10 protein-coding genes are annotated in these 13,153 nt (G+C 41.1%); 4 read left to right on the top strand and 6 right to left on the bottom strand.

The features are described from left to right. Window positions 1–84: 84 nt before the first annotated feature. Window positions 85–1,188 carry a DUF3900 domain-containing protein gene (locus ACXHJ2_RS09950; protein ID WP_013371391.1) on the bottom strand — a complete coding sequence of 368 codons (1,104 nt, stop codon included), beginning with the start codon at window positions 1,186–1,188 and terminating at the stop codon, window positions 85–87. Window positions 1,189–1,583: 395 nt separating this feature from the next. On the opposite strand from ACXHJ2_RS09950, the gene ACXHJ2_RS09945 reads away from it, so the two are divergent. Both ACXHJ2_RS09945 and ACXHJ2_RS09940 read left to right on the top strand, forming a co-directional pair. Then, window positions 1,584–2,798, top strand: a complete 1,215-nt coding sequence (locus ACXHJ2_RS09945; protein ID WP_040103641.1) for an MFS transporter — start codon at window positions 1,584–1,586, stop codon at window positions 2,796–2,798. Between the two features lie 720 nt (window positions 2,799–3,518). Further along, window positions 3,519–5,480, top strand: a complete 1,962-nt coding sequence (locus tag ACXHJ2_RS09940; RefSeq protein WP_025678946.1) for an endonuclease MutS2 — start codon at window positions 3,519–3,521, stop codon at window positions 5,478–5,480. A gap of 146 nt (window positions 5,481–5,626) precedes the next feature. On the opposite strand, the gene ACXHJ2_RS09935 is transcribed toward ACXHJ2_RS09940, so the two are convergent. The 5 genes from ACXHJ2_RS09935 to ACXHJ2_RS09915 all read right to left on the bottom strand — a co-directional run bounded on the left by ACXHJ2_RS09935 (window position 5,627) and on the right by ACXHJ2_RS09915 (window position 11,392). Beyond that, window positions 5,627–6,532 (bottom strand): ROK family protein, encoded by a 906-nt coding sequence (locus ACXHJ2_RS09935; RefSeq protein WP_165080670.1) that lies wholly within the window; start codon window positions 6,530–6,532, stop codon window positions 5,627–5,629. Window positions 6,533–6,601: 69 nt separating this feature from the next. Then, the gene (locus tag ACXHJ2_RS09930; RefSeq protein ID WP_058710923.1) at window positions 6,602–7,408 is read right to left on the bottom strand and encodes an HAD-IIB family hydrolase; all 807 of its coding nucleotides are present in this window, start codon (window positions 7,406–7,408) and stop codon (window positions 6,602–6,604) included. A 565-nt stretch (window positions 7,409–7,973) separates the two neighbouring features. Continuing rightward, window positions 7,974–9,194, bottom strand: a complete 1,221-nt coding sequence (locus tag ACXHJ2_RS09925; RefSeq protein ID WP_013371397.1) for an MFS transporter — start codon at window positions 9,192–9,194, stop codon at window positions 7,974–7,976. Between the two features lie 33 nt (window positions 9,195–9,227). After that, a complete protein-coding gene (locus tag ACXHJ2_RS09920; RefSeq protein WP_013371398.1) occupies window positions 9,228–10,229 on the bottom strand; it encodes an ROK family protein in 1,002 nt (333 codons plus the stop codon). 206 nt (window positions 10,230–10,435) lie between these two features. Next, entirely contained in the window at window positions 10,436–11,392 is a 957-nt protein-coding gene (locus tag ACXHJ2_RS09915) for a tyrosine-type recombinase/integrase (RefSeq protein ID WP_165080672.1), read from the bottom strand. 468 nt (window positions 11,393–11,860) lie between these two features. Between ACXHJ2_RS09915 and aiiA the strand changes: the two genes are divergently transcribed. Then, on the top strand, window positions 11,861–12,616 hold the full coding sequence (aiiA, locus tag ACXHJ2_RS09910) for a quorum-quenching N-acyl homoserine lactonase AiiA (protein WP_165080674.1): 756 nt from the start codon (window positions 11,861–11,863) through the stop codon (window positions 12,614–12,616). 359 nt (window positions 12,617–12,975) lie between these two features. Next, window positions 12,976–13,143, top strand: coding sequence for a hypothetical protein (locus ACXHJ2_RS09905; protein WP_007432475.1), 168 nt, complete (start codon window positions 12,976–12,978; stop codon window positions 13,141–13,143). The last annotated feature ends 10 nt before the right edge of the window (window positions 13,144–13,153 follow it).

The raw sequence follows: 13,153 nt of genomic DNA, 5'->3' as shown, positions 1-13,153 counted from the left end.
CCTCCACAGCGGATACATCCGTTGTGAGGTCCGTTTTTTTATAATATAATTTCGTTCGTTTGTCGCCCTGCTATGCGTTCCAAATTACCAAGGTGGTGTATCGCCATCCACACCCTCATTTTCATGCTGCCTTTTCTCTTTCAGCCGCTCAGCCACTGTTTCAAAGGATTCAGGTTGTAGTAGTTCAATCGGAGAAAATCCCTTTTCAAACGTAAATGCATCACCTTCAATAATAAGTGCATATCTATCATGAAGTTTTGTGATATGCAGCTTGGCACCAAAGTCGGATAGTAAACCACGCACAGCCGTATCATCCAGTTTGAAACGAACTTCAATTTCCGGTTTTAGCTCGACAATATGCTGCGCAGCCTCTACGACCTGAAGGGGTTCCCACTTCCCTTGCAAATCCCGTTTTTCGCTGGCTGCCCACAGTTCCAGATCGCGCTCTTCCTGCTGTCTTTCCTCATTAGATGCATCCGGCCATTTGGTTTCTACATAGTTCTGAACAAAGCCCATGACATGCTCATTAACGATTTCCGGCATGGATTGCTCATAAGTGACGAATTTCAAAAAGTCTTCAAAATACCGTGCATGCGAAGACTGATGTATTTTAAGCTCCCATTCATCGTTCATACCCTCCTCCAGCATGTAAGGATACATGATGGATTTCATATTACGGGCTGAAATCGCCATTTCGACCTCACTTACCAGACTACTCTCAGTAATCCGTGCAATTTTAGGTTCAAAATCACATTTGAGTACAAAAATAAACGGGTCGTCAGAGTGGGTATTTAATGTAGCCTGTACAATGATCAGTGCTCCACCTCGTACCGCGCTTGTATCCAAATACATCCGCACCAGATCATCACATGCATTTTTAAAATCTTCCTTATCCTCTGCTGCACGTAGTCGGGCGAACATATTGAAATTCGGATTACTGCTCAGTTCATGTTCCGGTTCGACGATAAAGCGGCCAATTTTGGTCGGTGCCTGCTCTGTGCTGGGATTTTTTTCAACCTTTCGCTTGCTAATACGAGCAAATTCCCCGTCCAGAAATTTTTTGACATCACTCTCGTCGTAATCATAGTCATCCATTGTAGCATAATGCTTGTAGGACTTACCGCCTTGTCCTTCTTTTCCGTCTACCTGAATCACAAAAAAAGATAAAAAGTCCACTTGAAAGTTCATTTACGTTCTATACGCTCCTTTTCAGGCATGTACGCGTAATTATATCACTATGATTTTAAAAGGTACATCGGATTCAGATTCTGATAGATAAAGATGCGCTTATTAGTTAACATAATATTAATTATGTTCGTCTTTTTTATTTGGGTATAATTTCCAATTTATAAATATGTAGTGACTCATTCCCTTCTATTCTAATCCGCATTCTTTAGCATGATTGATCACTTCCTTTTGCCTGCTCTACTTCATTCATAATCACAAAAAAACATTTGACTAAATAGTAGTATATTTATTATATTATCTATTTTTATATAGACAAATATTAATTTTGTTTATAAAAAACAAAAAATAAACCCTAAGGGTTTTACCCCCTGAAAACTGGAAAGGAGAGTTTGTTGTTGTTTAAAAATCCATATATAAGGACTATTATCGCCTCCAATGCGTTGCTAAATTTGGGCATCTGGGTGCGGAACTTTGCCATACTGTTGTATGTAACAGATCTGACCCATAATGATCCCGTATACGTATCGCTCATTTCGGTTGCTGAATTTGCGCCTATCTTTCTGTTTGCCATCATTGGAGGTACGTTTGCGGATCGTTGGCGGCCTAAACGGACAATGGTTAGTTGCGATCTACTGTCGGCTGCATCCATTTTTATCGTGTTGCTCGCATTGTGGTACGGGTCATGGCAAGTGCTCTTGCTATCCACTTTCTTCTCGGCCATTCTATCTCAATTTTCTCAGCCATCTGCGATGAAGATATTAAAGCAGCATGTAGCACCAGAACAGCTTCAGGGAGTGATGGCTCTTTTTCAGTCTCTCATGGCATTATTTATGGTTATCGGTCCTGTCGTCGGTACATTTATTTATCAACACTTTGGTATTTTCTCTTCATTGTCTATAACAGGAATGTTGTTTCTCATCTCTGCGCTTGTTCTGACTCGTATCCCACAAGATGAACAAGCAATTGAGATAGATCGACCAACTCATTTTATTGAAGAGCTTAAAGAAGGAATACGTTATGTATGGAATAACCGTACACTTCGCACGCTTGGAGGAACATTTACCATAATTGGGCTGGCAGTCGGACTTATTCAACCATTAATGGTTTTTGTCGCTATCGAGAACCTCGGACAAGATAAGGAATTTTTACAATGGCCGTTAATGGCGAACGGAGCGGCTATGCTGTTGGGCGGCGGTCTGATTATGGCGATTGCCAAAAAAGTTCAGCCGCAATTGCTGCTGGCGACTGGACTTCTGGTCAGCACACTGACAACCTTTGGAGTCGGATGGTCGCACAATATTGTGCTGACAATGGCATTACAAGTACTTAGCGGTCTATTTTATCCTTGCATTCATATCGGTATCAACACGATGATGATGAAAAATGCCGAAGCTGCTTTTATCGGCCGAGTCGGTGGTGCCCTCTCTCCCCTGTTCTCGGGGATGATGGTCGTCGGTATGAGCATCGGCGGTACACTCAAACGCGAATCCTCCCTGTACACCGTATATATCGTGAGCGCCGGCTTATTTTTAGTCGGATCGATGTTGTTGTTACCGCTGCTTCGTGACAGACAGCCTGTACAAGCTGTCACATCCGTTGATTCTAAATAAGAGCACAAGAAACCGCCCTGGGAGATATGATATGCCAGCTACTAGGGCGGTTTCTTAATGTTAGTACTCTGTTTCATATGGATGCTGTATTCCTGCTGGAGTGGGATCATTTTCATAAATCATTTAATCGAAATTAGTTAACATAATATATTTTTCGTTAACTCATTGTCCTCATGATCACTTTTTCATCAAATTGATGAAGTCAGCCTTGACTTCCATACCTGTCTGATTGTATATTGTGGATATATCTTCAATTAAGGGAGAGATTTTAATGTCGGTGAACGTTCTTAACTAAGCAATTGCATATTCAGGGAAAACCATCAGGCGCTTGTACCCTTCAGGGACAGGTTTGTTTGTTGCTGAGTTTTCACCCTGGTATTAGTTAAGAACATGCGGATATCATAAATCGCCTTAGGGATTATTTTCATTTAGGCCTTATTCCGTGCTGTGTTCAGCACGGTTTTTTTGTTTCCAGCTTTGTGAACTCCTTTTACACGTTTTTCTATTCATAAGCCAATTAACTGATATGTTGGTTGGCCTGTGGTTTAAAACGCAGAATTGGTGAGTTCACATGCTGGATTATAGGCTTATTTGATGATACATTCCCTCTTCCTTAAAGGGCGGAGAATGAACGTTTTGTTCATTCTCCGCCCTTTTTTTGTTTTTCAGAAAAGTTTTAAAAAAATCCTGTCAATACACAACTAAAGGAGAGATTTATTCATGAACGAAACTACAATGCTGCGTTTGGAATATGATCAGATTAAAACAAGAGTATCTGAATGTGCTTTTTCGTACCTGGGTAAGCATCATGCCGCTTCCATGCAACCAATTACAGATATCCGTACAATCAAAATTCGTCTTAACGAAACGAGCGAAGCTTTACAGCTCATTCGCCACGGAGCTAGCGTACCCGTTCCTTCATTGGAAGGAATGGAGCACATTCTGCACCTCTTGGGAACCGGCTATATGTTCAGCGAGCGTGATTTTTCTCATTTGGCCCAATTCATCAGAAGCTGCATGCAGCTGATGAAATATATGCATGCCAAGGCGGATGCAGCTCCAACCGTCAGTGCTTATGCCTCTTCCATGTATGGTATGGAGTCACTCCTATCCGAAATCGAGAGATGCATTTATTCGGGTCGAGTGACGGATAACGCCAGTAAAGAGCTAGCTAAAATTCGCAAAAAAATTGCAGTTACTGAAGAACGTATCAAGAGGAAATTAGACTCTCTCACCAGCCGTCATCGATCCATCATGCAAGAAAATATGATCAGTCAGCGCAATGGCCGTTATGTACTTCCGATCAAAAAGGAATTCCGCAAACAGGTGAAAGGCAATGTACTGGATGAATCGGGAAGCGGTCAAACGGTCTATGTTGAACCTGCAGAGATCGTAAATCTACAATTCGAACAAAGCGCAAACATGGCAGAGGAATCAAAAGAGGAAATGAAAGTGCTGGGAGATCTGACCGCAATGGCTGAGTCATACAACCGGGAACTAAGCATTAATACAGAGACGGTAGGCATACTGGATTTTTTATTGGCTAAAGCTAAATACGCCATGACCCTGGATGCTGTTTCTGTCGAGCTTAACGATGAGGGGATTATAGATATCCATGGTGCACGTCACCCATTGATGGCGAATACTATGGTGCCGCTTGATTTCTCAATTGGTGAGGGTTATTCCTCGCTTATTATTACCGGACCGAATACAGGCGGAAAAACGATGGCTCTCAAAAGCGTCGGTCTGTTAACACTCATGGTGCAATCGGGCCTGCTGGTACCTGTTTTGCAAGGCAGCCGCATGGCTGTATTCGAGGACATTGTGGTAGACATCGGGGATGGCCAAAGTATTGAACATGCTTTGAGCACCTTTTCTGCACATATTCGCAACATGATTGGCATTTTGGAAACGGCCGGCAGCTCTACTCTAATCCTGATCGATGAAATGGCTTCTGGTACTGATCCGGGAGAAGGCGTAGGCCTATCTATCGCACTGCTGGAAGAATTTCATCGTCGACGGACGACAGTAGTGGCTACCACCCACTTTAGCGAAATCAAGCATTTTGCTGAAAACACACCGGGATTTCAAAATGCTCGTATGGAGTTTGATACCGAAACGTTGCAACCCTTGTACCGACTTCGCATCGGTGAGGCTGGGGAAAGCTATGCATACGCAATTGCTTTGAAACTAGGCATGTGGACTCGCATTATCGAACGTTCGGAGGCCATTTCTGCTGGAAGAACGTCTCAGAATACACAAAAGTCTTTGGTTCCTCCCCCTTCTTTTGACGATAAAAGGCCTGAGGATGTATGTAAACCTACCTCTAAAAAAGCATCTACAGACCGTACAGTCGCAAAACAGGAAAAACAAGAGAACCCACTCATAACCAGGTCGTTTGCTCTTGGAGATAGTGTTTATGTCGGCTACCTAGATCGAACTGGTATTGTTTGCAAAACGGAGGATGAACGAGGCAATGTTGGAGTTTTGATTCAAGGACAAAAGCTGATCATAAACAAAAAGAGGCTCGTTCTTCACATCGCAGCAACAGAATTGTATCCAGACGATTATGATTTGGATATTGTTTTAGAAACAAAGGAAAATCGAAAAAAACGAAAGCTTCTAGCGCGCAAGCATGTTCAGGGGCTAATCATTGAATCTCCTCCGGAAAATGAAAAGTAAGCGTACGTGCATATTCTTCATTGAAAAATAAGTTGCTTCGGAATGTTATACACACCAAATAAACATAATATATATTATGTAAACTAGGTGAATACAAAAGAGCATGTCTTAAGCTTAAAGACACGCTCTTTTGCTTTTATTTTATCTCATACTTCAAGATGGTGTGATTGCATGTAGTTGTATATAGCACCTAGCAAATTCGCTTCATTGCCTAATTTACTTTGCTCAATATCTGCACGCACAAAATTTAAGATTGAATGCAAATAAAGCTTCTCTAGCTCTTCCCTAATAGTAACAACCAGCAAAGGATTGGCAGATATGCCTCCCCCAATCACAAACTTTTCAGGGTCAAGTATTGTTTGTAGGTTAATAATTTGTGTTGCGATGTTCCCGCAGTATTCTCGAAAAATCTTTTGTACCGTGTGATCACCTTCTTCAATGAGCTTGAATACTTTTTCACCTGTAATAGAATCTGCTGGAAGTCCTTTAGCCTTGGCAACCGTTTTAGCTAAAACAGAACTACTACCCTGCATACCAAGCAGATAATCCACATTGTCTGCATGCTCGTTGTTAGTTCTGATGAAGGTGAATTCCCCAGCCGATAAATGATGGCCTTTCAGCAATTTACCTTGAGAGATGATTCCACCGCCCATCCCTGTTCCAACAACCAAAACAACACCATCAGCGATCCCCTGTAGTGAGCCGCGCCATACTTCTCCAAGAGCAGCACACTTTCCATCGTTTTCAATGGCTACGGGTAAATGAAACGCTTTCTTAAAAACTTCAATCATATTGATATCGTTTATATACCTTAATGAACCACCATGCACCATATGACCAGTGACAGAGTCCACAATACCTGGCATGCTGACGGCTATACCTTCACATTCATCTATAAACTGACTGTGAATTTGCTTCAAAGCTATAAGCAGATTCTCTAGTGAATCTAACGGTGTAGAAACTTTGCCCTTTGTCATAAATTCACCTTGAGAATATAAACTGAATTTAATAAAAGAGCCGCCAATATCAAAAACCAGTATTTTATTTTTCATGCTGCGTATAGTCCCTTCATTCGGTAGTGTGAAATCTGGAGGTCTATCTCTCATAAACGATAATTAATATTAGTGCTTTTGTAAATCCATCATTTTCTTTATCGTTAACAATACACCGTTTTCTTCATTGGATTTGGTAATAAAACTTGCTGCATTTTTAGTGTTCTCACAAGCATTTTTTACAGCAAAACTGTATTTGGCAATACTCATAAGCTCCACATCATTTTCACCATCTCCAAAAGACATGGTTTCATCCATAGTAACGCCCAATATCTCTTGGAGTTTTCTTACCGTCTCCCCTTTATGAGTATGAAGCGCTGTTATATCCAGCCAATTTGCTTCAGAATCGACAATATAAATTTGATCTAGCAGCGTTTCTTCAACATGTTTTCTTAACAAGGAACTCCTCCCGGATGGATCGTAAACCGTTATTTTAAGAAAGTTGCTGTTTATTTGATCAAATGAATCAATCTTTAGCACTTCCTTGTAGGAGCCCTTCACAATTTTGTAATATTCCTCTTGAATATGAGAGTGAACATAAGCTCCTTCTGTTGTACATGCTATGATAATAAAATCCTTAGCAAAAGCTTCAATTTGATTGATCGCTTGTAATGCTAAATTACGTTCAATTGTAAACTCTTTTACAACGACTCCATCCTTTTTAATGCGAGTCGCGCTGTCTCCTAAAATCCAGATCCCTTTTCCATGTTCACCAAACAATTCTTCTACTCTTTCACATTGCTTACCTGTACAAGCAACAAAGGAGATATTATTTTCTTGCATTTCTTCATACACTTGATTGAATAATTCAATATCAAACGTGCCACTATTGTTCAGAAAAGTACCATCCAAATCACTTACTACCAGTTTAAACATAAATAAGCCTCCCTTAGTTGTTTGATACACTCATTGTCAGTTCATACTTACGTTTTTTTATGTTCATTCCAGGGATCAACATCAAAGTCTCTATTAAAATTCTCAAACTTACGTGCTGCAAGCTTTTGAACAAAAGAAGAATGGGCCAAACTACTGATTATGAAATACGTAATGCATAAAACGGTAACGCATAAGACTCCTTCAATCCCCACATTGTCGCACTCCCTTCTGTCGTATCTGCAACTTTTATACAACATCTAATCCATTTAAACAGCTCGATACAGTTCCAGTCCACTTCATAAAAGATTTAATTAAAGACGTTAATAAAGATGGTAAAAAAAGTACCTTTATTAAGTGATTATAAAGCTACTCAAAAAAATCATCGATGGAGCGGTAAGGTTTTACATCCATAGGCTGTCTTGATAATGCTAAGCACCAGTAAGTACCACACCATATAACTAAACATAATAAAATGAGTGAGATCATAGAGTGCTCTCCTTTCTCTTTTAGGGTATACATTTACTTTAACTGATGAAACGCGTTTCAAGTCAAGTTGTAATTTGTCTTAACCCTTCAAAATTCTCTTTCTCAGTATACGATTCACTTGTTCTGAACTGAGTAGCATAAAAAGAAGGAAAACAAGGACTGCAACCGGAAAAAAATGAATACTTACCTGAGATGCTATCAGCCCAACAATGGGCGGGAGTAATGTTGTGCCTGTATAAGCAACTGCCATCTGATAACCCATGAGTTTGGCGGAGTTTTCCTTACCGAACCGTGTTGGCGTTTCATGAAGAAGTCCAGGATAAATCGGTGCAAGCCCTAATCCAATAAGGATAAAACCGGGCAATAAAAAGGCAACAGGCAACGGAAACAGCAAAATGAGTCCGCCTGCAACAGCAGTAAGTTGGCCAATCCGGATTAGGATACGATTATTTATTTTTAAAGTTACAAACCCCGTAATCAGCCTGCCTACCGTGATTCCACCGTAGTACAAAGATACCCAACCAGCAGCAGTTTCAGCTGGGATGTTTCTAGCCCCTACCAAAAAGCTGGCTCCCCATAAACCTACCGTTGCCTCTACACCACAATAAAACAAAAAAGCAACGAGCGTGTTCTTAACTCCTTTCATTCGAATTAGATTTTGTTTGGGTGTGTTCTCAACTTGTGCTATATTGTGATCCATCTGTGAGTAGTCTGATTGAGCTTCAGAAATAATCGAATCTTGTATCGCGTTTACACGTTTCCATAATGGCAGTGTAATAAGCAAAATAATAACAAGTCCCCACTGAATCATGGATACGGCTGTATAGCCACTTCTCCATGAATTGTAGTTCGAAATGTAGAAAGACATAATGATTGGTCCCATCGTAGCTCCAACACCCCAAAAACAATGCAGCCAGCTCATATGATGTGCCTTATAATGAGTAGCCACATATTGATTGAGTGCTGCATCTACAGCTCCCCCGCCGAGGCCAAGAGGAATTGCTAAGAGTACGAGCCAGAACAATGAAGGTGCAAAAGAAAACCCGAGTAACGCTCCTGCAGTCAAAAAGCAGCTCATTAGAGTAATCTTGCCTGTACCTATTTTTTCAATGATAGTTCCACTGGCTAGACTTGATACAATGGTTCCGCCTGCAACGACCATGGATACTATTCCGGCTGACCCAAAATCAGCCCCGAGTTCCGGCCACATCACAGGCCATGCTGCCCCAAACAGGGAATCCGGGATTCCCAAGCTAATAAACGCTAGATAAATAATAATCAGAAACCAGGTTGCCATCATGTTTCTCCTCCTCTGCTCAAACGATAGATGTCATTATCTAAAAACAATAATAGGACGCTCTAATTCTTTTAGGGTTAACTCTCTCAACCCTGTTTTAAAATCCTCATAAAATAAATCGGAGAGAACAATGTCAGGATACAAAGGCATCTCATGCTTAGCTTTGTAGGTTTCCAAAAAACGAAAGAAAGAGTCTTCTTCTATATTCTCTCTATAGACTACAATTTGATCAGGATCAAATATAGATTGTAATGTTTGAATTATTTCACATATACTATTGAAAAAAACTTCTCTTCCCTTGCTTTCATCCCACACTATAGACGGGAGGAATTTGATTTCACCAGCCAATCCATGTTTGCCCTTTAAAACTCCATTGCGTAAATAAATCCCCATCCCTGGTGGAGAATTTTCAGGAAAATAGATAGCTAGCACACATTGATCTTCATCTAACTGTTCTCTGTAAACGTATCCACATACAGCCGCATTTACATCATTCTCCACCATAACGGGCAAACCAAATTTGCTCTGCACATCCTCTGCCAACCGGATTCCATTCAACCTTTCATGGCTGCTGACTGTAATCTCTCCATCAACCGATTGTCCCGGGATTCCAATACCAATAACCTTAATAGAAGGATAAAGTGAAATGATGCCTTGAATCGTGGAATAAAATTGTGCATCATCAAAAATTTGAAAGGGATGTTCTTCTTTCATGAGAGCGTCCTCGTTTAAATTAACGACCGTGGTTGATACTACATCCGTTCCTTGTTTTTCATTAATATGTATAATCAGTGCCAGACTATACTCATAATTAAAACGATAGGTTAATGCATGTCTACCACCGTTGGAAGGCACAATCTCATCTTCAAAAATCTCTCCATTATTAAGCAATTCCTGCATAAGCGTATTGATAGTCACCACACTTAAATCAGTCAATGCGGCCAGTTGGGGCTTTGTGGCCTTGCTGATCTGCTTTAATACTTTGCGAACCAGATTCAGATTTATTTCTTTAATTAAATTTGTATTAGCTTTTTCCATATCGGTGCTCCTTCTTTTACAAAATTAGTGGAACCACTTCATAAACCATATTTATAAAGTGGTTCCACTAATTTTGTAGCAAAATATTACCTTTGTCAAGGCAGATGCCATTTTCAAGATCGGTTCAATTCTTTTTTAATTTGTTTACATAATATTAGTTACGTAAACCAACTTCGTTTCATGACATAATGCATTGGTGAATATACTTACAATCCCGTTATAGGTATCTGAATATCCAGTTTATCCATCGCTTTTTCTTTTTCCCGATCAGTGACATGTGTATATACCGTGGTCGTCTGAATGGATGAGTGCCCCAGCAGCTCTTGCACTGTACGCAGATCTGCTCCCTTGCGTAAAAGCATCGTGGCAAATGTATGTCTCAGCTTATGACTGGAATAAGCCTCCCGACGTTCTGTGCCCTTATCTTGCTGGAATCGTTCAAACGTTTCTGTAGCAATCTGTTGAATAGAACGCACCGCCAGACGGCGACCTTTTTGGGATATGAACATCGCGTCTTCCTTACCTCTCCACGGCGTCAATCTTTCCTCCAATGCATGCTCTACAAAATCACATACAGCCGCCGGTACTGGCAGGGTACGCCACTTACGCCCTTTACCGAACACATCTAATGTGCGTCTTTCTCGACTGTAATCTGAGACATTCAACGAATGAACCTCCCCCACCCGCAATCCCATGTAGACCATGAGCAGAAAGATAGCCATATTACGATTTGCATATTTCCCTTCCACCGCGAGCAAGAACGGCTGAATATCCTTTTCATCCAGATAGACAGGCATACGGTTCTTTTCAGTTTTTGCTTTTTTGATTCCCGCTGCCGGATTTGCGCTGCATAACTCAAATTCCTGTAGCGCTCTAAAAAAACTGTTCACCGCTGCATGCTTCCGGTTTCGTGTACTATCTCCGGCGCCTCCTTCCCGCGCTTTAGACAAATACGACATCACATGAATCTTTTTCACCTGGTCAAGTGATTTATCACTCAACGTACGTAAAAACTGTTTTACATCCCCCATGTAATTTTTTTGCGTATGTATCGTATACCCCGCATCCTTCATCCAAATCAAAAAAGCTTCCAGTTTTTCAGCATACACTTCATCAATTTCTTCTATCGTATCTAGCTCCATATGTCGTAATTCTTTTTTCATTCCGCTTACCCCCATTCAGTTCAAATTTCGAAATATGCTGTAAAACGATCATCTTCGTCTGATTTTTATCGACAATCCAATCGACATCTTATGCAGGAGAGCATATAAAAGTCGTTTTAAACCTAAACTGCGTATAATTTATATTATACGCAGTTTTTTTGAGCACTTTTTAAGTATAAATAAAGCGTGTCCCTCTTGTCCAGCCTATGTACTTACCCTTTTTTGCTCATCCTATTATACATCCGCACGTACTGGCCTGTGTGACGGCAGATTCCTGCTGGACGCCTACATACCCTATCATTTAAACTATTAGAAATTAATTTTTGAAAGTGCGGGATTACTGCGAAAGCATGAGGTTCCATCGCACCATCTTACAAATGAAATACAAGCATCACTTTCTGCCAGCTGTAATTCCGTTCATTAACTACATAATAATTATTATGTAAACTAAGACTGGAGGATGATTGTATGATTAACAAATTGTACTGGTTACCGGTCGGTCAGCTTGATATTGATCGCTCCTCACTCAACCATCATGCACAGCCTGGTGAACTGGTGCGCCTGCAAATCTGGTCGTATCTGCTGGAGACAGATCACGGTCCGATCCTCATAGATACCGGTATGCCAGATTCGTTTATCGACAACCCAGATTATTTTAAAAATACACCGTTTGAAGGACGCTTCATCCCCCGTATGACAGCCGATGATAGTATCGTGGCAGTACTGGATCGGATCGGCTATCAACCAGACGATATTCATGCCATCGTTATCTCCCATATGCATATGGATCATGCCGGAGGCAATCCGCATTTTCCGAATACACCGATTTATGTGCAGCAGACCGAAGCAGACGCTGCGATCGGTAATCTAGAGTATGCGCCGCCGGAATGCGTGCAGACAACCTTGAATTACCGACTGCTCCAAGGGGACCATGAGCTGGTTCCGGGCTTGCAACTGCTCTATACTCCGGGTCATTCGCCGGGTCATCAGTCCGCGCTGATCACAACAAAGGAATCGGGTCCGATCATGCTGACGATTGATGTTGCCTACACTCAGGAGAATTACGCAAACGACGTGCCATTTGACGGCTTTGACCGTGAACAGACGCGCCAGTCAATTGCCCGCATTCAGCAGATTGTGCAGGAGGTCAAGCCTAGTCTGTTGTTCTTCGGTCATGATCCTGAGCAAGTAGCTGTTCAGCCGGTATATCCACAATATAAATAATGATAAATGTTGTAGCCTCTTATTCTTTTCTTCTCATTAGGTAGTTGTAACCTTTGCAGTTTTGGTTGGCTCCTCACCACAGCTTCCAGCAAATTGATAAGTGATTCCATATATGTGAAGCTAATTGTCCCTAATCTCCTGTTATCGCCAGCATAAGGAAGTATATCTAAGAACTCATGGGGTGAGTAGCTGTCGACACGGTATGGATGATGAGGATAAGTATTTTGCTGTCTCGTTCCGTTTTCCCTTGATCATCCAGCACGATATACTTAAAGAAGTCGAAAGGCAACCTTATATTCAGTCTATGCTTATTTCTAAAATGTAGATTTATTCATGACAAAGGGAGTGTTCATTTATTTATGAGTACCGAAATGCTGGAACGTCGAAGTGAGATTTTAAAACGAAACATTCATCAGCTGCTGGTTCAGGAAAATCAACACGGTGTGACACGGCAGGAAAATTACACGTTGCATAAAATGATCAGAGAGCTGCATCAAACCTCTCATGCCTTGAATACTTCCCGTTGAGATGAAAGGC

Source organism: Paenibacillus sp. ALE3 (assembly GCF_054113405.1).
The sequence above is the reverse complement of the archived record's forward strand: the minus strand, read 5'-3'. Positions and strand labels throughout refer to the sequence as shown.

Excerpts from the sequence above, each read along its gene's own strand:
- ACXHJ2_RS09950 (WP_013371391.1), bottom strand. The coding sequence starts at position 1,188 with ATGAACTTTCAAGTGGACTTTTTATCTTTTTTTGTGATTCAGGTAGAC.
- ACXHJ2_RS09940 (WP_025678946.1), top strand. The coding sequence starts at position 3,519 with ATGAACGAAACTACAATGCTGCGTTTGGAATATGATCAGATTAAAACA.
- ACXHJ2_RS09935 (WP_165080670.1), bottom strand. The coding sequence starts at position 6,532 with ATGAAAAATAAAATACTGGTTTTTGATATTGGCGGCTCTTTTATTAAA.
- ACXHJ2_RS09930 (WP_058710923.1), bottom strand. The coding sequence starts at position 7,408 with ATGTTTAAACTGGTAGTAAGTGATTTGGATGGTACTTTTCTGAACAAT.
- ACXHJ2_RS09925 (WP_013371397.1), bottom strand. The coding sequence starts at position 9,194 with ATGATGGCAACCTGGTTTCTGATTATTATTTATCTAGCGTTTATTAGC.
- ACXHJ2_RS09920 (WP_013371398.1), bottom strand. The coding sequence starts at position 10,229 with ATGGAAAAAGCTAATACAAATTTAATTAAAGAAATAAATCTGAATCTG.
- ACXHJ2_RS09915 (WP_165080672.1), bottom strand. The coding sequence starts at position 11,392 with ATGAAAAAAGAATTACGACATATGGAGCTAGATACGATAGAAGAAATT.
- aiiA (WP_165080674.1), top strand. The coding sequence starts at position 11,861 with ATGATTAACAAATTGTACTGGTTACCGGTCGGTCAGCTTGATATTGAT.
- ACXHJ2_RS09905 (WP_007432475.1), top strand. The coding sequence starts at position 12,976 with ATGAGTACCGAAATGCTGGAACGTCGAAGTGAGATTTTAAAACGAAAC.